This is a genomic window from Enterobacter cloacae complex sp. P27C (assembly GCF_014895705.1).
GTDB lineage: Bacteria > Pseudomonadota > Gammaproteobacteria > Enterobacterales > Enterobacteriaceae > Enterobacter > Enterobacter bugandensis.
Genome location: NZ_JADBQB010000001.1, coordinates 473,499 through 494,022 on the forward strand (window position 1 = coordinate 473,499; position 20,524 = coordinate 494,022).

At 55.8% G+C, this 20,524-nt stretch carries 22 protein-coding genes and 2 tRNA genes; 11 read left to right on the forward strand and 13 right to left on the reverse strand.

Going from position 1 to position 20,524, the window contains the following annotated elements; genetic code table 11:
• The first annotated feature begins 49 nt into the window (after positions 1 to 49).
• Positions 50 to 1,063, forward strand: coding sequence for a L,D-transpeptidase family protein (locus IM291_RS02350; RefSeq protein WP_192986028.1), 1,014 nt, complete (start codon positions 50 to 52; stop codon positions 1,061 to 1,063).
• 60 nt (positions 1,064 to 1,123) lie between these two features.
• Here IM291_RS02350 and lpp read toward each other — a convergent pair whose 3' ends face one another.
• The 4 genes from lpp to IM291_RS02370 form a co-directional block, all read right to left on the reverse strand.
• Positions 1,124 to 1,360, reverse strand: a complete 237-nt coding sequence (gene lpp, locus IM291_RS02355; RefSeq protein ID WP_001082307.1) for a murein lipoprotein Lpp — start codon at positions 1,358 to 1,360, stop codon at positions 1,124 to 1,126.
• 309 nt (positions 1,361 to 1,669) lie between these two features.
• Positions 1,670 to 3,082: a pyruvate kinase PykF gene (gene pykF / locus IM291_RS02360; RefSeq protein WP_014883536.1), complete on the reverse strand. Its 1,413-nt coding sequence runs from the start codon at positions 3,080 to 3,082 to the stop codon at positions 1,670 to 1,672.
• Between the two features lie 377 nt (positions 3,083 to 3,459).
• Positions 3,460 to 4,605 carry a PLP-dependent aspartate aminotransferase family protein gene (locus IM291_RS02365; protein ID WP_049000819.1) on the reverse strand — a complete coding sequence of 382 codons (1,146 nt, stop codon included), beginning with the start codon at positions 4,603 to 4,605 and terminating at the stop codon, positions 3,460 to 3,462.
• Between the two features lie 11 nt (positions 4,606 to 4,616).
• Positions 4,617 to 5,987 (reverse strand): cystathionine beta-synthase, encoded by a 1,371-nt coding sequence (locus IM291_RS02370; RefSeq protein ID WP_192986030.1) that lies wholly within the window; start codon positions 5,985 to 5,987, stop codon positions 4,617 to 4,619.
• Between the two features lie 400 nt (positions 5,988 to 6,387).
• On the opposite strand from IM291_RS02370, the gene IM291_RS02375 reads away from it, so the two are divergent.
• From IM291_RS02375 to fumD, 4 genes are all read left to right on the forward strand, one after another.
• Entirely contained in the window at positions 6,388 to 7,410 is a 1,023-nt protein-coding gene (locus IM291_RS02375; protein ID WP_192986032.1) for a methionine ABC transporter ATP-binding protein, read from the forward strand.
• Positions 7,403 to 8,071, forward strand: coding sequence for a methionine ABC transporter permease (locus IM291_RS02380; protein ID WP_028012874.1), 669 nt, complete (start codon positions 7,403 to 7,405; stop codon positions 8,069 to 8,071). Before IM291_RS02375 ends, IM291_RS02380 begins: the two co-directional genes overlap by 8 nt.
• Before the next feature lie 23 nt (positions 8,072 to 8,094).
• On the forward strand, positions 8,095 to 8,907 hold the full coding sequence (locus IM291_RS02385; protein ID WP_028012875.1) for a MetQ/NlpA family ABC transporter substrate-binding protein: 813 nt from the start codon (positions 8,095 to 8,097) through the stop codon (positions 8,905 to 8,907).
• Positions 8,908 to 9,017: 110 nt separating this feature from the next.
• Positions 9,018 to 9,227, forward strand: a complete 210-nt coding sequence (gene fumD, locus IM291_RS02390) for a fumarate hydratase FumD (RefSeq protein ID WP_028012876.1) — start codon at positions 9,018 to 9,020, stop codon at positions 9,225 to 9,227.
• Here the strand turns inward: fumD and IM291_RS02395 are convergent.
• The 4 genes from IM291_RS02395 to IM291_RS02410 are packed head-to-tail and all read right to left on the reverse strand — an operon-like array spanning position 9,208 to position 12,272.
• Positions 9,208 to 9,894, reverse strand: coding sequence for an amino acid ABC transporter permease (locus IM291_RS02395; protein ID WP_192986033.1), 687 nt, complete (start codon positions 9,892 to 9,894; stop codon positions 9,208 to 9,210). The two genes, fumD and IM291_RS02395, sit on opposite strands and share 20 nt — an antisense overlap.
• Positions 9,878 to 10,624: an amino acid ABC transporter permease gene (locus tag IM291_RS02400; RefSeq protein WP_048960377.1), complete on the reverse strand. Its 747-nt coding sequence runs from the start codon at positions 10,622 to 10,624 to the stop codon at positions 9,878 to 9,880. Before IM291_RS02400 ends, IM291_RS02395 begins: the two co-directional genes overlap by 17 nt.
• Positions 10,624 to 11,439, reverse strand: coding sequence for an amino acid ABC transporter ATP-binding protein (locus IM291_RS02405; RefSeq protein WP_045261541.1), 816 nt, complete (start codon positions 11,437 to 11,439; stop codon positions 10,624 to 10,626). The genes IM291_RS02400 and IM291_RS02405 overlap by 1 nt, the downstream gene beginning before the upstream one ends.
• Positions 11,440 to 11,441: 2 nt before the next feature.
• Positions 11,442 to 12,272: an ABC transporter substrate-binding protein gene (locus IM291_RS02410; protein WP_071993779.1), complete on the reverse strand. Its 831-nt coding sequence runs from the start codon at positions 12,270 to 12,272 to the stop codon at positions 11,442 to 11,444.
• A gap of 241 nt (positions 12,273 to 12,513) precedes the next feature.
• Here IM291_RS02410 and IM291_RS02415 point away from each other — a divergent pair, with 241 nt between their 5' ends.
• The 3 genes from IM291_RS02415 to IM291_RS21855 all read left to right on the forward strand — a co-directional run bounded on the left by IM291_RS02415 (position 12,514) and on the right by IM291_RS21855 (position 14,428).
• Positions 12,514 to 12,681: a hypothetical protein gene (locus IM291_RS02415; protein WP_032644868.1), complete on the forward strand. Its 168-nt coding sequence runs from the start codon at positions 12,514 to 12,516 to the stop codon at positions 12,679 to 12,681.
• Positions 12,682 to 12,825: 144 nt separating this feature from the next.
• Positions 12,826 to 14,232, forward strand: a complete 1,407-nt coding sequence (locus tag IM291_RS02420; protein WP_049000829.1) for a DUF1996 domain-containing protein — start codon at positions 12,826 to 12,828, stop codon at positions 14,230 to 14,232.
• A gap of 16 nt (positions 14,233 to 14,248) precedes the next feature.
• Positions 14,249 to 14,428 carry a LuxR C-terminal-related transcriptional regulator gene (locus IM291_RS21855; RefSeq protein WP_049000831.1) on the forward strand — a complete coding sequence of 60 codons (180 nt, stop codon included), beginning with the start codon at positions 14,249 to 14,251 and terminating at the stop codon, positions 14,426 to 14,428.
• A 35-nt stretch (positions 14,429 to 14,463) separates the two neighbouring features.
• On the opposite strand, the gene IM291_RS02430 is transcribed toward IM291_RS21855, so the two are convergent.
• On the reverse strand, positions 14,464 to 14,604 hold the full coding sequence (locus IM291_RS02430) for a hypothetical protein (protein ID WP_003857665.1): 141 nt from the start codon (positions 14,602 to 14,604) through the stop codon (positions 14,464 to 14,466).
• A 125-nt stretch (positions 14,605 to 14,729) separates the two neighbouring features.
• Between IM291_RS02430 and IM291_RS02435 the strand changes: the two genes are divergently transcribed.
• Both IM291_RS02435 and IM291_RS02440 read left to right on the forward strand, forming a co-directional pair.
• Positions 14,730 to 15,512, forward strand: coding sequence for an MBL fold metallo-hydrolase (locus IM291_RS02435; protein WP_192986035.1), 783 nt, complete (start codon positions 14,730 to 14,732; stop codon positions 15,510 to 15,512).
• 71 nt (positions 15,513 to 15,583) lie between these two features.
• Positions 15,584 to 16,219 carry a carbonic anhydrase gene (locus tag IM291_RS02440; protein ID WP_028012884.1) on the forward strand — a complete coding sequence of 212 codons (636 nt, stop codon included), beginning with the start codon at positions 15,584 to 15,586 and terminating at the stop codon, positions 16,217 to 16,219.
• A 28-nt stretch (positions 16,220 to 16,247) separates the two neighbouring features.
• Here the strand turns inward: IM291_RS02440 and IM291_RS02445 are convergent, their stop codons facing one another.
• From IM291_RS02445 to mdtK, 4 genes are all read right to left on the reverse strand, one after another.
• Complete coding sequence (locus IM291_RS02445) at positions 16,248 to 17,843, reverse strand: FAD-NAD(P)-binding protein (protein ID WP_192986037.1); 1,596 nt, start codon at positions 17,841 to 17,843, stop codon at positions 16,248 to 16,250.
• A 118-nt stretch (positions 17,844 to 17,961) separates the two neighbouring features.
• A tRNA-Val gene (locus tag IM291_RS02450) sits at positions 17,962 to 18,038 on the reverse strand.
• 4 nt (positions 18,039 to 18,042) lie between these two features.
• Positions 18,043 to 18,119 (reverse strand) — tRNA-Val (locus tag IM291_RS02455).
• Positions 18,120 to 18,272: 153 nt separating this feature from the next.
• Positions 18,273 to 19,646, reverse strand: a complete 1,374-nt coding sequence (mdtK, locus tag IM291_RS02460; protein ID WP_048956278.1) for an MdtK family multidrug efflux MATE transporter — start codon at positions 19,644 to 19,646, stop codon at positions 18,273 to 18,275.
• A 225-nt stretch (positions 19,647 to 19,871) separates the two neighbouring features.
• Between mdtK and IM291_RS02465 the strand changes: the two genes are divergently transcribed.
• Positions 19,872 to 20,513 carry a riboflavin synthase subunit alpha gene (locus IM291_RS02465; protein WP_049000839.1) on the forward strand — a complete coding sequence of 214 codons (642 nt, stop codon included), beginning with the start codon at positions 19,872 to 19,874 and terminating at the stop codon, positions 20,511 to 20,513.
• Positions 20,514 to 20,524 lie beyond the last annotated feature (11 nt).

Here is a 20,524-nt window from a genome sequence, read left to right on the forward strand (position 1 = left end):
CTGGTTTTTCAGCTTTCTGGCATCCTGCCAGTGAATAAGGAATCTCAGCATGAAGCGCGCGTCTCTAATAACTCTTTTACTCCTCAGTTCGCTCGGTACGTTTAATTCGGCCCGCGCGATGGACTATCCGTTGCCGCCCGCAGGCAGCCGTCTGATTGGGCAAAATCAAACCTACACGATACAGGAAGGGGATAATAAGCTTCAGACTATCGCCCGTCGGTTTAATACGGCGGCGCAGGTGATCCTTGAAACGAACAATACTATTGCGCCAGTAAACCCGGCGCCGGGCACCGTTATCACGATCCCGTCGCAGATGTTGCTGCCGGATACCCCGCGCGAAGGCATTGTGGTTAACCTGGCCGAGCTTCGGCTCTACTACTTCCCGCCGGGAGAAAATATTGTCCAGGTATTCCCGCTCGGCATCGGACAGTTGGGGCTGGAAACGCCGGTGAGCACCACCCGCGTCAGCCAAAAAATCCCTAATCCAACCTGGACGCCAACGGCGGGCATCAGAGCGCGTTCCCTGGCCCAGGGAATTAAATTGCCACCCGTCGTCCCGGCGGGGCCAAATAACCCGCTGGGGCGCTATGCGCTGCGTCTGGGAATTGGTAATGGGGAATATCTTATTCACGGCACCAGCGCGCCGGACAGCGTAGGTCTGCGCGTCAGTTCCGGCTGCATGCGAATGAACGCCCCGGATATTAAAGCCCTGTTTGAACAGGTGCGGGTCGGCACGCGGGTACAGATCATCAACGAGCCGGTGAAATTCTCGGTTGAGCCGGACGGTAAACGTTATATTGAGGTCCACCGTCCGCTGGCGCAGGTGGAGGGCGAGAACCCGCAGATTTCGCCCATTACCCACTCGGCAGACTTTGCCACTTTTGTTTCTCAGGCCGGAAGCGATAAGGCGTTAATTGATAAAGCCCTGGCGCGCCGTGCCGGGATCCCGGTTGTCGTATCCGCGGGTAGCGGCCCGTCGGCCAGCAATAGCGTGTTGTCAGTGCAGAACAGCCGGGTGTCTGCTGCGGTAGTAGAAGAGGAAGGGGAAAAGGTAACGCAGTAGCAGTTTGACGCAGGCAAAAAAAATGGCGCACAATGTGCGCCATTTTATTAACAGGTACTATTACTTACGGTATTTAGTAGCCTGGTTGTCCAGACGCTGGTTAGCGCGAGCTGCGTCGTCTTTAGCAGCCTGAACGTCGGAACGCATTGCGTTCACGTCGTTGCTCAGCTGGTCAACTTTAGCGTTCAGAGTCTGAACGTCAGAAGACAGCTGATCGATTTTAGCGTTGCTGGAGCAACCAGCCAGCAGAGTAGAACCCAGGATTACCGCGCCCAGTACCAGTTTAGTACGATTCATTATTAATACCCTCTAGATTGAGTTAATCTCCATGTAGCGTTACAAGTATTACACAAACTTTTTTGGGTTGAGAATATTTTTTTGATGGGAATACGCCTATTTTTGATCGTTCGCTCAAAGAAGCATCGAATCAGTGCGTTTTGAGTAAAAAGCTATGTAAAAAAAGGCATTTTTCATCGGATTCATCTTAGATAAATCGCATTTAAATAGAAAAACCCGATTTGCTTTTTGAATGAATTTGGCTAATGCCGGGAATAAAAAAAGCGCCCATTGGGCGCTTTTTATCAAATTTAATTCGTTCGTGAATTATTACAGCACGTGAACGGAGGCAGTATTGGTTGTTCCGCTTGGTACCAGAGCACCAGAAACCATTACAACCACGTCGCCCTTCTGCGCCAGACCGCTTTCCAGAGCCATTGCTTTACCCTGAATGTAGAAATCGTCAGTAGAGGCGATCTCTTTGACCAGGTGCGCAACCACGCCTTTGCTCAGCACCAGCTGACGTGCGGTGGTTTCGTTGGTGGTCAGGGCCAGGATGGTGGCATCCGGGAAGTATTTACGCACTGCGCGCGCAGATTTACCGCCCTGGGTCGCAACAACAATCAGTGGCGCTTCCAGTTTCTCAGCGGTTTCTACCGCACCGCGGCATACTGCTTCAGTGATGCGCAGCTTGCGGCTGTCGTTGTTGAAGTCCAGACGGCTGGTCATCACGCGGTCAGTACGTTCGCAGATGGTCGCCATGATGCCGACCGCTTCCAGAGGATATTTCCCTTTCGCGGATTCACCGGACAGCATTACTGCATCGGTACCGTCGAGGATGGCGTTCGCCACGTCGCCTGCTTCAGCGCGGGTAGGGCGTGGGTTTTTGATCATGGAATCCAGCATCTGCGTGGCGGTGATAACCACTTTACGCGCGCGAACACATTTCTCGATCATCATCTTCTGCGCGAAGATCACTTCTTCAACCGGGATTTCAACGCCCAGGTCGCCACGAGCAACCATGATGCCGTCAGACGCTTCGAGGATTTCGTCGAAGTTGTTCAGGCCTTCCTGGTTTTCGATTTTGGAGATGATCTGGATCTTCTCGCCGCCGTGGGCTTTCAGGTGCTCACGAATTTCAACCACGTCGGAACGCTTACGGATGAAGGACGCCGCAACGAAATCAACGCCTTGCTCACAGCCGAAGATCAGGTCCTGCTTGTCTTTTTCAGCCAGCGCTGGCAGCGCGATAGAAACGCCCGGCAGGTTAACGCCTTTGTTTTCGCCCAGGTCGCCGTTGTTCAGCACTTTACAGATAACTTTGTTGCCTTCGATAGCGGTGACTTCCATACCGATCAGACCATCGTCGACCAGCACGGTGTTACCCACGGACAGATCGCTGGTGAAGCCTTCATAGGTGACCGCAACGATTTCGCTGTTACCAACAACGGATTTGTCGGTAGTGAAGGTGAAGGTCTGGCCCGCTTTCAGAGAGACGTCGTTACCGCCTTCCAGTTTGATGGTACGGATTTCCGGACCCTTGGTGTCGAGCAGGATCGCCGCTTTTTTACCGGTCTTGCTCATCACGTTGCGCAAGTTCTGAATACGCTGACCGTGTTCTGCGTAGTCACCGTGGGAAAAGTTCAGACGCATCACGTTCATGCCGGCGTCCAGCATTTTGCTCAGCATCTCTTCGGATTCGGTTTTCGGGCCGATAGTACAAACAATTTTCGTCTTTTTCATGACAGTCTTAGTCTTTAAGTTGGGAAGGATATGGAAATCTCGCTCCGGGGGCGCACCGCCGCGGAGTCAAACCTGTGTTGCAAAAGAGTATATGACACGCACTAAGGATAGGAGACATCAAATGAGCGTGCAGAAGAAAGTGTGCCTGAGTGACAGCCCAACGAAGGAGAGGAGAAGTTGTACGTTGTTTTTTGTATTCCAAGCGCTGAAACCATTCACTAGGGATTTGGCGCGCATTATACGCTAATTTTAAGATAAAAGGAAAATGGAAACGGTGTTTCAGAATTAATCAATGCCGTTTCACATAATATTGTTATCAAGGCGTTAAGCCATGATGACAACTTTTGGCGGCAGGTGAGCGACCTGCCGCCGTTTGCTTATTTTTGCAGCGCCTGGCTGAGGTCGGCAATCAGGTCTTTTGGATCTTCAATGCCTACCGAGAGGCGGATCAGCTGCGGCACAATACCGTTTGCCAGCCGTTGCTCCAGCGGAATCGAGGCGTGCGTCATGCTGTAAGGCTGGCTCACAAGGCTCTCCACCCCGCCCAGGCTTTCCGCGAGGGTGAACAGCTTCAGGTTGCGAATCACCTCGGTGGCGCGTTGCGCATCGCCTTTTACCACGACGGAAATCATGCCACCGGGCAGCGCCATCTGCGTGCGGGCTAGTTGGTACTGCGGATGTGATTCCAGGCCGGGATAGAATACCTTTTCGACCAGAGGATGCTGCGCCAGCCATTGCGCAATCTCCAGCGCGTTGCTGCTGTGCTTTTCTACCCTCAGCGCAAGCGTGCGGATACCGCGCAGGGTCAGGAAGCTGCTGAACGGATCCAGGACACCACCGACCGCATTTTGCAGATAGCCAAGCTGGTCCGCCAGCGCCGGATTATCTCCCACCACTGCCAGCCCAGCCACCACGTCAGAGTGGCCGTTAAGGTATTTGGTGGCGGAGTGCACCACGATATCGAAACCGGACTCCAGCGGACGGTGGATCACCGGCGATGCGAACGTGTTATCCGCCACGCTGATGACGTTATGACGACGGGCGATCGCCGCAATGGCCGCCAGATCCGCCAGCTTCAGCAGCGGGTTGGTCGGCGTTTCGACCCACACCATGCGGGTCTCCGGGCGAATGGCGGCCTCAAGCCCGGCCAGGTCGTCCGGCTTAACCCAGCTGACCTGCAGGCCGGTGCTGCGTTTGCGCACGTTTTCAATCAGGCGATACGTCCCGCCGTAAACGTCATCAATGGCGACGATATGGCTGTCTTTATCCAGCAGCTCGAGCACCGTGGAGATGGCCGCCAGACCGGAAGCAAAGGCGTAGCCGCGCGTGCCGCCTTCCAGTTCGGCGATGGCGGTTTCCAGCGCATGGCGCGTTGGGTTGCCGCTGCGGGAATACTCATAGCCGGTATGCTCGCCCGGTGACGGTTGCGCAAACGTCGACGTGGCGTAAATCGGCGGCATGACGGCGCCGTGCGGGTCGTTGAATGCGCCGCTGTGGACGCTCAGGGTTGCCAGGTTTTTCATCGTTTAATCCTTTATTGCTGTAGACGATTGCGCCACGCGGTCAGGACGTCGCTGCGCGTAATCAGACCGAGAAAACGGTCATTGTCGTTAATGACGGCCACCAGACCGCGGTCGAAGATGGCGTGCAGGGCACTCTCCGTGGCACGTTTATTGAGAAATTCCACCTGACGGGTCATGGCCGCCGTGACCGGCAGGGCAAAGCGGTCGCCGTCGCCGCCGATATGCCGCAGCAGATCCCACTCGTCGATAATGCCCACCACCTTGCCGTTCTCCAGGACCGGCAACTGAGAGATGTCATACAGACGCATGCGTGCCAGTACGGTGGAAAGCGTATCGTCCGGCGCGGCGGTGACGGTAGCGCCTTCATCATGGCGCAGGGCAATGTAGTCAGAGAGGTCGCCCGCCTGAGGGCGCGTGATAAGCCCCTGCTGGCGCATCCAGTCGTCGTTAAACATCTTCGAGAGATACTTATTGCCGCTGTCACAGGCAAAGGTCACCACGCGCTTCGGCGTGGTCTGCGCCTGGCAATACTTCAGCGCCGCCGCCAGCAGCGTGCCGCTGGAGGAGCCCGCCAGAATGCCTTCCGTCTTCAGCAGCTCGCGCGCGGTGGCGAAGGCTTCGCGGTCGGAGATGCGCCAGGCGCGATTCACCCCTTCGATGTGGGCCAGCGGGGGAATAAAGTCTTCGCCAATGCCCTCCACCAGCCAGGAGCCCGCGTCGTGGTAGCGTCCGGTTTCCACCTGGTCAGCGAGAACGGATCCGGCCGGGTCAGCCAGGACAAACTCCGTGTGCGGAGAGTGCTCGGCGAACCACGCCTGCAGGCCACCGAGCGTACCACCTGAGCCGACGCCGACGACGATGGCGTCAATCTTGCCGTCAAGCTGTTCATAGAGTTCCGGTGCCGTGGTGGTGCGGTGCGCCAGCGGGTTGGCCACGTTATTAAACTGGTCGATGTAAAACGCGCCGGGCAGCTCGTTGGCCAGACGCCGGGCGTAATCCTGGTAATAGGCGGGGTGGCCCTTATTCACGTCCGAGCGGGTCAGCACCACCTGAGCACCCAGCGCGCGCAGGTGGAAAATCTTTTCGCGGCTCATTTTGTCGGGCACTACGAGGATCAGCGAGTAGCCTTTCTGGGCGGCGATCAGCGCCAGGCCGAGGCCGGTATTGCCCGCCGTGGCCTCAATAATCGTGCCGCCCGGCTGCAGCTGGCCGGTACGCTCCGCTTCGTTAATCATCGACAGCGCAACGCGGTCTTTAATCGAGCCGCCGGGGTTCTGGTTCTCCAGCTTCAGAAACAGTGAGCAGGGACCGGTATCAAGCTTATGTAGCTGGATCAGCGGCGTGTGGCCAATCAGTTCGGTGACGGAGTGGTAAATCGTCATGATGTTTTCCTTTCGGGATGTCATGACGGGATGATAGGGCGATGAAATTTTCTCAATAAAGAACCATTCACTGCCGTTTAGAACAGAAAGGAATATAAATACCGTTTTTGGATGTCAGGACAGCAAGACGTAAAGTTGTCTGGATGTGGAGATGGCTATATCGGGATAAAATGCTGCAAAAATGACCGTTTTTTACGCGCGTCCGCCAGCAGATATGCATCCGGCAGATAATCATTGCTGAAATTGGTCTAAATGCTTCCCACCCGGTAAATCCGGTGTTTATTTCCGAAAGTTATAACACATTCTTTTTTGTTCATTTAAAAGCTGATAACGCCTGTTTACTATCGTTTGGACATCCATACTTCTAAACCGCCGAGGGCGGCACGGATAACGAATAAGAATGATTGTACTGAGCAATATTTCGAAGGTTTTTGACAACGGAAAGGTGGCACTCACAGCCGTTGATAACGTCAATTTGACGATAGAGCAGGGACAAATATACGGCATTATCGGTTACAGCGGCGCCGGGAAAAGCACGCTGATTCGCCTGCTGAACGGTCTGGAGAAACCCAGCGCCGGGAGCGTCACCATTAACGGGCAGGATATCTCCGCCGCAAAAGGTGAAGCGCTGCGCCAGGCGCGCCTGAAAATCAGCATGGTGTTTCAGCACTTCAACCTGCTGTGGTCGCGCACGGTGAGTGAGAACATTGCTTTCTCTATGCAAATTGCCGGTGTGCCAAAAGCGAAGATTAAGGCGCGCGTCGCCGAACTGGTGGAGCTGGTTGGCCTGAAAGGACGCGAAAATGCGTATCCGTCGCAGCTGAGCGGCGGGCAAAAGCAGCGCGTGGGGATTGCGCGCGCGCTGGCCAACAACCCCGACGTGCTGCTCTGCGATGAGGCTACGTCCGCGCTCGACCCGCAGACCACCGATCAGATCCTCGATCTGCTGCTGGACATTAACCGCCGCTTCAAACTCACCATCGTGCTGATCACGCACGAGATGCACGTGGTGCGCAAAATCTGCGACCGCGTGGCGGTAATGGAGAACGGCAAAGTGGTAGAAGAGGGCGACGTGCTGAGCGTCTTTACCCATCCACAGCAGCCGATTACGCAGCAGTTTGTCCGCCAGGTGAGCCAGTACGCCGAGGAAGAGACCTTCAATACTGAACTCGCAAACGATCTGGAAGGCACGGTGATCAGGCTGACCTTTAACGGACACAGCACGCATAAGCCGATTGTCGGGGAACTCACCCTGCGCTACGGCCTGCCGTTTAACATCCTGCACGGAAAAATGACGCAGACCGCCCACGGTGTTTTCGGGCAGCTCTGGGTCCACGTGGCAGCATCCGATGAACAACTGAACAATATCCTCGCCGACCTGCAGCACAGCGATATTGAAGGCGAGGTAATTAAACATGTCTGAGAACCTCTTTCCGCATCTCAAGTGGGATCAGCTCTGGGCTGCAACGCTGGAGACGCTGTACATGACCGCGCTGTCCGGCGTGGCGACCTTTGTGCTGGGCATCGTGCTGGGGCTGGCGCTGTTTTTAACCGCGCGCGGTGGCTTGTTCCACAACCGCACGGTCTACAGCGTCATTTCGATAGTGGTGAACGTGTTCCGCTCTATTCCGTTCATCATTCTCATCGTTCTGCTGATCCCGTTCACCAAGACCGTCGTCGGCACCATCCTTGGCGCTAACGCGGCGCTGCCGGCCCTGATTGTCGGCGCCGCGCCGTTCTACGCGCGTCTGGTGGAGATCGCCCTGCGCGAAGTGGACAAAGGGGTCATTGAAGCAACGCGCTCGATGGGCGCACGACTGAGCACGCTCGTGTTTCGGGTTTTACTGCCGGAATCATCACCTGCACTGGTATCAGGTATTACGGTGACGCTAATTGCGCTGGTGAGCTACAGCGCCATGGCGGGGGTGATTGGCGCCGGCGGTTTAGGAAATCTGGCTTATCTGGAAGGATTCCAGCGCAACCATGGTGACGTCACGCTGGTGGCAACGGTGACCATTTTAATCATCGTTTTCATTATCCAGTTCTGCGGCGATGTCATTACTTCACTGTTAGATAAACGCTAATAAATACACACAGGAACCACATCATGAAAAAGACACTGACACTGATCGCCGCCGCAACCCTGAGCGCCCTGAGCTTCGCCTCCTGGGCCGACACCCTGACCGTGGGCGCATCCAACACGCCGCACGCCGAAATTCTGGAGCAGGCCAAGCCGATTCTGGCGAAGCAGGGTATCGACCTGGAGATTAAACCGTTCCAGGACTACATTCTGCCGAACACTGCGCTGGCGGGTCATGACATCGACGCGAACTATTTCCAGCACATTCCTTACCTGAACAGCGTGCTGAAAGATCATGCGGGCGATAAAGACTACGATTTTGTCAGTGCGGGCGCGATCCACATTGAGCCAATCGGCATCTACTCAAAAAAATACAAATCCCTGAAGGACCTGCCGGAAGGCGGCAAGATCATCATGCGTGATGCGGTTTCCGAGGAAGGCCGTATTCTCTCCATCTTCGAAAAAGAGGGCGTGATCAAGCTGAAGCCGGGCATCGACAAAGTGACGGCGCGCATCAGCGATATCGTTGAGAACCCGAAAAAACTGAAGTTCACGCCGAACGTGGAAGCGTCCCTGCTGCCGCAGATGTACAACAACGACGAAGGCGACGCGGTGGTGATTAACGCCAACTATGCGATAGACGCTGGTCTGGATCCGGTTCACGACCCGATTGCGGTCGAGAGCGGTGAAAACAACCCGTACGCCAACATCATTACCGTGCATCGTGGCGACGAGAAAAAGAAAGACATCGTCGCGCTGGTGAACGTGCTGCACTCCAAAGAGATTCAGGACTGGATCCGCACCAAATACAAAGGCGCGGTCATTCCAGTAAACAACTAATTATTTGATTTTCCAGAAGAAGCCCGGCGAGATCCTCGCCGGGCTTCTTTTTTGTATCCGGCGGGAGAATCATTTAAGCTCAACGTTTAACAGGCAATGGAGTGATGACGATGGGTAACGTGACCAAAGATGAAGCGCTGTACCAGGAGATGTGCCGGGTGGTCGGAAAGGTGGTGCTGGAGATGCGTGATTTAGGGCAGGAGCCGAAGCATATTGTCATTGCGGGCGTGCTGCGCACGGCGCTGGCGAACCAGCGCATCAAGCGCAGCGCACTGACAACCGAAGCGATGGAAACGGTGGTTAAGGCGCTGGCCGGCTAACGCGCCAGCGTTTCGCGACCTGTTCAAGCGAGCAGCAGAGCAGGTAATAGACCGCACCCGTAAAGATAAAGATGGCCGCTGGGTATATTTGCACCCGGTTGTTGACCTGTCCCGCCACCGTGGTCAGCTCCGGGACGTTGACGATGAATGCCAGCGACGTATCCTTCAGCAGGCTGATAAAAATTCCCACCAGCGACGGCAAAATATTTCTCAGCGTCTGCGGCAGCAGCACGCGCCACAGGGTTTGCTGCGTGCTGAACCCCTGAGACAGCGCGGCCTCGTGTTGACCCGCAGGGAGCGCCCTGAGCCCGGCAAAAACCGAATGCATCACCGATGCCGCCGTAAACCAGGCCAGCGCCAGCGTCACGGTCATCGCCCCCGGCAGATCCCCGCCGGTGATCAGCGGCAATAGGTACCACATCCAGAAAATCACAAAAATCAGGGGAATACCGCGAATCAACTCTGCCCACAGAAAAAGCCCCCTGCGCACCAGCCCAGGATAGCGCCAGGCGAGGCACGCCAGCGCCACGCCGCCGGGAAGCGCAAGCAGGGCGGCCCCTGCGGCCATCAGCAGCGAAAGCAGTACGCCGCCGGGTTCACCCGCTGCCGTTCGTCCCCACAGCAGATAATCCAGGTTTTCGACAATAACGTTAAATCCTGCAATCATCTTTCTTCCTCCCTGAATGCGGACCGACGCGCACCAGCACCATCCCCATGACAATGCCGGTAAGCAAATAGAGCACCGTACCGACGATAAACGCCTCCATGGCGTGGGCGTTGTAACTTTCAATCTGCCGGACCTGGTAGGTTAGCTCAGCGAAGCCAATCCCGCTGGCGAGCGAGGAGAGCTTCATCAAATTGAGGTACTGGCCGACAACGGGTTGCCAGGCGTTGGCGAGCCCCTGCGGCAGAAGGATGTAGCGAAATAAACGCCACGACGAGAACCCTTGCGCCAGCGCCGCTTCCTGCTGTCCGGCAGGAACAGAACGCAGTCCCGATGCCGCTTCCTCAATTAAAAACGCCGAGGTAAAAACGCCCAGCCCCCAGGCAGAACATAAAAACTCAGGGGTAAACCACCAGACGTCGCCGGGCAGAATTGACCAGCTGTGATCCGCATTCACCGCGTCTCGAAAGCCCTGCGGTAACCCGTTCCAGGCGGCGAAATACCAGAACAGCAGCTGCACCAACAGCGGCGTATTGCGAAACAGCGATACCCAGCCGCTGACGACCGCATTCCCGATGCGTCCACCGGAAAGACGCAGGAGCAAAAAGGTCGGTGCAAGCAGGCTGGCGATCAGGCCCCCCGCCAGCGTCACCCACAGGGTGGTGAGAAATCCGGAGAGTATCCACTGCAGAGGCTGTCCGGCCAGCACGCCCTGCCAGTCGAGGGCGGGCATCAGAGGTGCTCCTGGTGCAGCGGGTTCAGCACTTTTTGCAGGAAACGCTGCGCCCGGGGATGCGACGGTTGACTGAAAAATTGCCCCGGCGGCGCGGTTTCAAGAATCTGCCCGCCGTCGATAAAGACAATCCGGTCGGCAATTTCCCGGGCGAACTGCATCTCATGAGTCACGACAATCATGGTGATCCCGCTATGGGCAAGGGCTTTCATGACGAATAACACTTCGCCAATCATCTCCGGATCGAGCGCCGACGTCGGCTCGTCGAAGAGGATGATCTGCGGCGACGAGGCCAGGGCGCGGGCAATCGCCACGCGCTGCTGCTGGCCGCCGGAAAGCTCAGCGGGGAGGTGGTGAGCCTTTTCCTGCATTCCGACCTTCTCCAGCAGTGCCAGCGCGCGCTCCTGAGCTGGCTGCGGCTTCCAGCCGTGCACATGCTCCAGTGCGAGGGTGATGTTCTGGCTGGCGGTGAGGTGAGCATACAGATTGAACTGCTGAAACACAAATCCAACGCGGCTGCGCAGCTGACGCAGCCTGCTGCCGGAAAGCTGCCCGGTCGGCTTGCTGTCGACCAGGATTTCCCCGCCGCTCAGGGTTTCAAGCTGATTGATAAGACGGATCAGCGTTGATTTACCCGAACCGGAAGGGCCGAGAATAGCAACCACTTCACCGGGCGTGATGGTGAGGTTAATGTCGCGTAAAACCTGATGGTCGCCGTAGCGTTTGTCCACGTGACGAAACTCAACGCTGGCCTGTTCCAGATGTGAAAAATCCGCGGCACCGGCCGCGGAGTGGGAAAATAAACCTGAGAGCATAATTACCTGGCTTCTATTTTAAAGGCGCGAGGCTGTGGAGCGGGCGTATTTGGGCCAAACCAGACGTCATAGATTTTTGCCGCCTGACCGTTCTTCTCGAGATTAACCAGCTCATCGTTGACGGCTTTCAGCAGCGCTGTTTCACCTTTCTTCACCCCGACGCCAATTTCTTCTTTACTGAGCAGATCGGGCAGGATTTTGAAGTTCGCTTTATCCGGGGCCTGTGCCAGCAGGCCTGCAAGAATTGTGCTGTCCTGGGTAATGGCCTGCACGTTGCCGTTGCGCAGCGCCGTCAGCGCCAGAGGAATGTCGTCATAAGCCAGCACGCGGGACTGCGGAAAACGCTGGTGGAGCGCCTGTTCACCCGTGGTGCCTTTGACCGCGCCAATGCGCGCCCGGCTGTATTCATCCAGCTTATCGGGCGATTTGGCGGGAACCAGGAACTGTTGTCCGGTCACGAAATAGGGGGTGGAGAAATCAATCACCTGCGCGCGTTCCGGGGTGATGGTGATATCCGCTACGATCAGGTCTGCTTTACCGGACTGAAGCAGCGGAATTCGGTTGGCCGGATTGGTGGCAACCAGTTCAAGCTTCACGCCGAGTGATTTTGCCAGTGCTTTGGCAAAGTCCACGTCGTAACCCACGATCTCGTGCGTTTTTGCATCAATTGAGCCAAACGGTGGGTTGGCGTCAAACGTGGCGACTTTCACCACCCCCGCGGCCTTAATATCTTCCAGCCGATCGGCCAGCGCCTGCGCTGAAAACAGGCTCCCGGCGGCCAGTAATCCCAGAACTGCCGTCCCTTTTTTAAACCTTTTCATCTTTGCTGCCATAGTCATCGTTCGTCCCGTTGTTTTTGTTTTGCACCGTTACGCTCCCATAAGCAAAAGCTATCGCCAAATAAGAAAATGTTCTTTGCTCTATACAAAAAAGCATTAGTGAACAGTGTGTTACCGGCAGGTAAATGTAAGGAGCTATTTGCACTTCCTGCACATTGACTGCCGGAATTGATATTTCCGCGGCCAGGAAACGCGTGCTTAACTCAGGGCTGGTGAAGCGAGAGGGGTAAAGGCAATGAAAAAATGGATCGGCACGCTACGGCGGTTTTTTGCGACCCGGCCAGCGAATGCGGAGAACAGCGCGCAGCGTGTTCTGGAGTCAATACTGCCTGTTGCCAGCCTGTATGGCGTGGACGTCGCTAACATCGACCCGGAGTGGTTCCATGATAAAACGTCACGCTGAACTTCGCCGCACGCGCGAAACGTACTGGAATGAACTGTGCGTGATCCGTGTAAAGCAGGGATGACCGGAAAAATACGCGGGCAAATCCTCGGTAAACCCTGGTCGTTTTGATACCAATATCTCCTTTCTCAGAAGGAGATGATAATGAAACGGACAGTATTAACCCCGGCACTTTCTGCCACCGCACTACTGATTGCCATGCAGGCGGCGCACGCTGCGCCACAGGCGCACGTCGTCTGCGGTTACTCCCACACGCTCGGCGACGATGCCATTATGATGCACGGCATGCCCAACGAGGCCATGCTGCACGATTTTTTTGGCAACGTGCAAACGGATGCCTTCTCCAGCCGTGAATCGCTGCGTAAAGATGAAAAGACCACCTGCGATAACAAAGCAGACAGCTCGGCCTACTGGGCACCCTCTCTGAAATTGCCTGACGGAACGGTGGTCAAACCCGCCTATCAAAAAACCTATTATCAGGCATCGAACGTCGACACCTGGCCGCTGCACCCGTTCCCGGCGGGGCTGTCGCTGCTGGCGGGCGATCATCACGGCACCGCGCCGAATCCACATATCACCTTCCTGTGCGCTAACGGCAAGGGCTACACCACCAAAACGGGTGAGGTCTGCGGCTTACGCAAGGCGAACGATGCCGTGCAGTTTAATATCGGCATTCAGTTTCCGAACTGCTGGGACGGGGTAAATCTTAAGCCCGCTCACGGTCTGGCCAACGCCACCTACGACACCAAAGGGCAGTGCCCGTCCGACTTCCCGGTGAAAATTCCCACTGTGAACATGAACATTGCGTACGTGCTCCCGACGATTAGCTCGCTCGATACCAGCAAAGCGCAGCTTTCTCTCGACCCCATCATGCACGGCAACGAGCGTGAAGAGCGGTGGGGGAGCCTGTATACGGCGCATGCTGATTTTATGAACGGCTGGACGGAAGACGCCGCGCGCTTTATGACCGATCTGTGCATGAACCGCGGTCTGGACTGCGGCACCACCGTTCCGTATGGTTATTCAAAAGCGAAGGCCAGCGTCTGGCTCAGCAGCCTGGAGCCCGCGCTTACCCAGCCAGAGCCCCAGGTCCTGCTGGTGCAGGATAACTGGCAGAACGGCGGGCGCACCAAAAACAGCGAAACGCTGTCGCTGGTGAAGTTTCACATTCCCCCGCTGCCTGCCGGACAGGATCCTTCGCAGTTTAAATACCGCGTGCGGATTTATGGCGGGAAAGTGGAAACCAACGGCGCGGATCAAATTTTCTTCTATCCGGCAAGCAACGACTGGGATCCGGCCAGCGTGAGCTGGCAGTCGCGGCCAGCCTGTAACTATCGTTCGGATGCGGTGCTTTACCTTAACCACTCCCGCGAATACCGGATGGTGGACGTGGATAAAGCGGTGCGCAAGGCGCTGGCAGAAGGGAAAACCGAGATTTCGTGGTACATCGGCGGCGATCGTCAGGGAAATCACTACCAGTTTGAGACGGCGTCTTCCCCGCAAAGCCTGATCCTGATGCTGACCGGCTTTAGCAAAACGCCTGAGATCTGATTACGCCCGCGTTTTTTTGTTCTCAGCAACGTTAACTGGTAATGTCGACAGTCTGAAAAATGAGAAGGGCATTCTGGTTACCCTGACCGTACTGCTGGAAGGGTGCAGTAATAAAGAGGTGGCTGCACGCCTGAATCTTTCCCCGAGAACCGTGGAAGCGCACCGTGCGGCGGCCATTGACGGGCTGAAAAAGTAAAATAAAAAAGCACCGGTTTACCGGTGCTTTTTTTATCAAATCTTGCAGGCATCACCGCAGTCGTCGTCGGCAACAATCGCCTGCGCTTTTTTATCCGCGTCGTCCAGACGTTCCGCGTTACGCTCTTCCGCTTCATCCAGACCGTTAAAAACTAAGTTATCGAGATCAATTTCCATGTTGCACCTGCTCTGTTCGGTTTTTGATACTGGCACAGTATAGGGTAAAAAACGTCGGCAATGTACCTCGCAGCACATAAGGATAATCCCTGCCATACTCAGTGCTTTATCACCGAGGAGCGCTCATGATTACACTCTGTAAAACCTGCGGTACCTCCTATGATGGAAAGCCGGAGAGATGTCCGATTTGCGAGGATGAACGCCAGTATGTCCCGGTCAGCGGTCAGGCGTGGATTGATTACGCGACGGTGACGGCCACGCACGTGAATAAATGGCAGCAGCTGGAGCCCGCGCTGTTCAGTATCAAAACGGTTCCCGCTTTTGCGATTAACCAGAGGGCGCTCCTTCTGCGCACCCCGCACGGCAATATTCTTTGGGACTGCATTGCCAACCTTGATCCCGCAACCCAAACGCTCATCACCGCGCTCGGTGGCCTTCACGCCATTGCGATTTCGCATCCGCACTATTACACCACGATGCAGGAGTGGGCCGCGGCTTTCGGTGCGCCAGTCTACCTGCACGCCAGCGACCGCGAATGGGTGATGCGCAACAGCCCGGCGATTCATTTCTGGGAGGGGGAGGCGCTGGAGATTTGGCCGTCCGTCACGTTGCTACGTCTCGGCGGCCATTTTGCGGGCGGAACGGTACTGCACTGGCAGGAGGGCGAGGGCGTTTTGCTGGCGGGGGATATTTTGCAGGTCACCCCGGGGAAAGATGCGGTGTCGTTTATGTGGAGCTACCCGAATATGCTCCCGCTGCCTGCCCGTACGGTTGAGAACATTACCCGGCGCCTGGCGGGAAAATCGTTCGCTCGTCTTTACGGCGCGTTCGAAGGGCAAAACATCCCGGCGAACGCCGACAACATCGTGCAGCGGTCGGGCCAGAAATATATTGCTTGTCTCAGGTAAAGTACGGTGGGTAAACTTTACGAGTGTGATCGCGATCATACCTAACGAAAACAGATAAAAGAGAAATTGCTATGCAACATATCATTGAAGGTTTTCTCAGCTTTCAAAAAGAGATTTTCCCGCAACGTAAAGAGCTCTTTCGCAGTTTAGCGTCCAGCCAGAATCCCAAAGCGCTGTTCATCTCCTGCTCCGACAGCCGTCTGGTTCCTGAACTGGTCACCCAGCAAGAGCCGGGACAGCTTTTTGTCATTCGTAATGCTGGCAACATTGTCCCGCCTTTCGGGCCGGAGCCGGGCGGCGTATCTGCAACTATCGAGTACGCGGTGGTGGCGCTGGGCGTGACGGATATCGTGATCTGCGGCCACTCCAACTGCGGCGCGATGAAGGCAATTGCCGATAACGCCAACCTGGAGCCAATGCCAGCCGTATCGCACTGGCTGCGCTATTCCGACGCGGCGAAAGCCGTGGTAGAGAAGAAAAGCTGGGACAAGCCGATCGATAAAGTGAATGCGATGGTGCAGGAGAACGTGTTTGCGCAGCTGAGCAACATCAAGACCCATCCGTCCGTCGCGGTGGGCCTGCGTAATAATTCGCTTCGTCTGCACGGTTGGGTGTATGACATTGAAAGCGGCAAAATCCTTGCCCTGGATAAGAACACCAAAACGTTCGTATCGCTGTCGGAAAACCCGGAGGTCTTCTTCGAGTAATCACCGATAGCAGGGCATGGAAGCCCTGTCAGTTCTCCACGTACGGTAACCGACGCCGTCTCCCCGAGGCAGGTTTTTCAGCCGCCTTCGCCATCGCCTCTGCAATTTCCGCACACTCCGCCAGCCCCTGAACGAAGGGACTATCGTGCATCAGCCACGGTATCGCACCGAAAGCAATGCGCCCGCGAACCGTTTCAGGCGCTTTAAGCGTGTAATCCTCACCAATGTCGGGTATCTCGTCGCCCGTCTCTGCCAGCTGTTTACGCAGCGTCGGGAAAGGCAAGTCCTTTGTTTTGAGCGGCTTTTGCCCGCGCGCGTCAATAAACACGTCGAAACGATAAACGCTCTCTTTGGTGGTAATTACCGTCCGATCGCTGCCAGCGTCGAGCGTGTAATCATCGCCAAGCGCCGCCACGCTAATGATGCCGGCCTCGCGAAGCGCAAGCAGCCTGCGGATAGACTGCGGCGGGATGGCGGCATAGTTGTCGATAAACACGCGGGCGAGGCCCTGCTTAAAGCGCTCTCTGTCGTCGTCGTTGAGGTGGGGTACAATCTCCTGAACAACCTCATGCAGTCGAAGGACGGTATAGCGCCAGGCCACGGTGCGCCGTTCGCGTTTGTTGCGTTCAACCTCACTGAGGTTCTCTTCCGCCCAGGTAAAGGGCCCGTGCCGTTTACGGTCCTCAAACCATGCCTCACGAAGGCTGTCGGCATCCTGGTTACGCAGGGAAATTTTCTCGCACCACGCCGGGTCAGCGAGCTCGAGCTCTTTCACCATCAGGGAAAATATGCGGTCAAGCAGGCCGTCCGATCCTTTGGCTATCTCGTGTTCAACCACGAATTCGGTCAATACCGACAGCGGTTCGTAAGGGATTGGACAGTAAAAATCGGCTTCCGGCAGAATGCCCGTGCGGGACATCAGCGTAATGTTTAACCCTTCGCTGCCCTTGTCGAGGAGGAATTTACCGTCACGAAACTCACCGTGCTGCATTACCACCGCCATAGCCGCGTCCAGACCGCTCAACGACGTTCCCATAATGCCCACGCGGCAAGGGGGAATGCTGGCGTCCATCAACCCCGACCACGGGCTGGGGAAGAACGTGCGCGTGGCTTCCTCCTCATCTGGCCAGACGTGGCCGGTGGCGATAACCGCCAGGTCGAACCGATCGGGCAAAGTGGTGTCGTTGACGGAAAGCGTTACGCCGGTTGTCGAGGGGATGATGTCCGTTACCTTCGCGGATTCATGGACCGTAACCTGGAACCCCAGCTTTTTTGCCTCTTTCACGATTGAACGCAAGCTGTCGCGAAAATACTCTCCCAACAGGAGTCTGGGCAGGAACTGCCGGTCATGCAGGCTGGCTTTATCAACCTTAAAGCGCGCCAGATGGGTGTCGCTCTGTTCCTTGAGCCAGTCGAGGTAGGTCATAAAAATGGGCGGAATTTCTATGCTCGCAATGTTCGCCAGCATCAGCCGGGAATTATTGTCGTCGTTATAGGGCATGCCCACGCCGGCTTCATCGGCCTGTTCGAAGACGGATACGGAGAGCGGGGTGCTGTTATTAAGCAAATGATAAAAGGTGTAAATCCCTGTAGGGCCGGAGCCGATAATCGCGATTTTCTTCATCGACACGTTTCCTGTGTTTTTTCCATAGAAAAAGCGTAGCAGGAGAATAATAAAGAAAATAAGAGATTAAGAAAATTCAGGACAACAGGAGAGAATTTGCACCATTTCAGGACTGAAATGGTGCGTCCGAGTGGACTCGAACCACCGACCCCCACCATGTCAAGGTGGTGCTCTAACCAACTGAGCTACGGACGCAGAATGGTGCGTTCAATTGGACTCGAACCAACGACCCCCACCATGTCAAGGTGGTGCTCTAACCAACTGAGCTATGAACGCAACGTGTTGTCGGTGACAACGGGGACGAATATTAGCGGCACAGCACCGAGGTGGCAAGAGGGAAAATGCAATTTTCTCTCTGATTTCACGCGATTGCTGTATTACCGCGCAAAGTGAAGAGAAAGTAGCCGTCGGGTGGCGGCTACTGCGTAGTTAACGCGCAGCGCGCTGCAAAATTACCGTTGACGGCTGGCGCTGCAGGAAGCGCATGCGCATCATCATCATGATCGCCGCCGACGTCAGTCCGATGATAAAGCCCATCCAGAATCCGGCCGGCCCCATGCGATCAACGACCAGATCGGTCAGCGCCAACACGTAGCCAGTAGGCAGACCCAGCACCCAGTAGGCGATAAAGGTAATAAAGAAGATCGAACGCGTGTCTTTATAGCCGCGCAATACGCCGCTGCCAATCACCTGAATGGAGTCAGAAATCTGGTAAATCGCGGCCAGCAGCATCAGGTGCGATGCCAGCGTGACGACCTCCGGATTATCGTTATAGAGCAGGGCAATTTGCTCGCGCAGCGCCACGGTAAAAAGCGCCGTGCAAATGGCCATGCAGACGCCAACGCCTAATCCGGTGCGCGCGGCGGTTTGCGCATCAAGCGTCGAGCCTTGCCCCAGGCGGAAGCCCACGCGGATCGTCACTGCCGCGGCCAGCGACATGGGCAGAACAAACATCAGAGAGCTGAAGTTGAGCGCAATCTGGTGCCCGGCGACGTCCACAATGCCCAGCGGGGAGACCAGCAGGGCGACCACGGCAAACAGGGTCACCTCAAAGAACAGCGCAAGGGCAATCGGCAGCCCCAGCTGCACCAGGCGCGTCATGATGTTCCAGTCCGGCGTGCTGAATCTGTTCTCGTTACGAATATCGCGCATGGAGCGGGCGCGCTTCACAAAGGTAAGCATAGAGAAGAACATGACCCAGTAAACGGCGGCCGTCGCCACGCCGCAACCGACGCCGCCCAGCTCCGGCATGCCGAAATGGCCGTAGATAAAGATGTAGTTCACCGGAATATTCACCAGCAGGCCGATAAAGCCCATCACCATGCCGGGCTTGGTTTTCGCCAGCCCTTCACACTGGTTACGGGCGACCTGGAAAAAGAGGTAGCCGGGCGCACCCCAGAGCAGGGCGCGCAGATAGCCCACGGCTTTGTCTGCCAGCGCCGGGTCAATGTTATGCATGGCGCGGATGATATGACCCGCGTTCCAGAGCACGACCATAATCAGCACAGAGACAAACCCTGCCAGCCAGAAACCCTGGCGGACCTGATGGGCAATACGCTCGCGACGACCCGAGCCATTAAGCTGAGCGATAACCGGGGTGAGGGCGAGCAGCAGACCGTGGCCGAACAGGATGGCCGGCAGCCAGATTGACGTGCCGATGGCAACGGCCGCCATATCGGTGGCGCTGTAGCCACCCGCCATTACCGTATCCACAAATCCCATTGCGGTCTGGGCCACCTGCGCGACGATCACTGGTATAGCCAGTGCCAATAGCTGGCGCGCTTCATTCATGTACTTCTGCACGTGAACACCTTTATTTTGTAGTTATATGAGAGACTAAAAAAGCCGCCGAAACGGGCAGCAAGAAGAAAATGCAGGGGGGTGCCAGCTATTGTAGCGGGCTTTAGCTATTTATCTAGTGAAAAAATCGCCAGAAAATGCGCTCCGCTGGCAACCTGTTTTTCCAACTGTTATTGTGGTGGGATTAAACGGTGTCACCACCGTCCGGAAAAAACAGGAGTTGTAAGCATGTTTACTGGTATTGTGCAGGGCACCGCCAAAGTGGTGTCCATTGATGAAAAACCTAATTTTCGTACTCATGTTGTAGAGCTGCCGGAATATATGCTCGACGGCATCGAAACCGGCGCCTCGGTTGCCCATAACGGCTGCTGCCTGACCGTCACCGAAATTAATGGCAACCAGATTAGCTTTGATTTAATGAAAGAGACGCTGCGTATTACCAACCTGGGCGAGCTGGTGGTGGGGGACACCGTCAACGTTGAGCGCGCGGCGAAGTTCAGCGACGAGATTGGCGGCCATCTGATGTCCGGGCACATCATGACCACCGCCGAAGTGGCGAAAATCGTCACATCAGAAAATAACCGTCAAATCTGGTTTAAAGTGCAGGACCCGTCATTAATGAAATACATCCTCTATAAAGGGTTTATTGGCATTGATGGGATTAGTCTGACGGTGGGAGAAGTTACTCCGACGCGTTTTTGCGTGCATTTAATTCCCGAGACGCTGCAGCGCACCACGCTGGGTACGAAAAAACTGGGGCATCGCGTGAATATCGAAATCGATCCGCAAACCCAGGCGGTTGTAGATACCGTTGAGCGCGTGCTGGCCGCAAAAGAAGCCGCAATAATTAAAACTGTAGAAGAAGAATAAAAAATAACCCC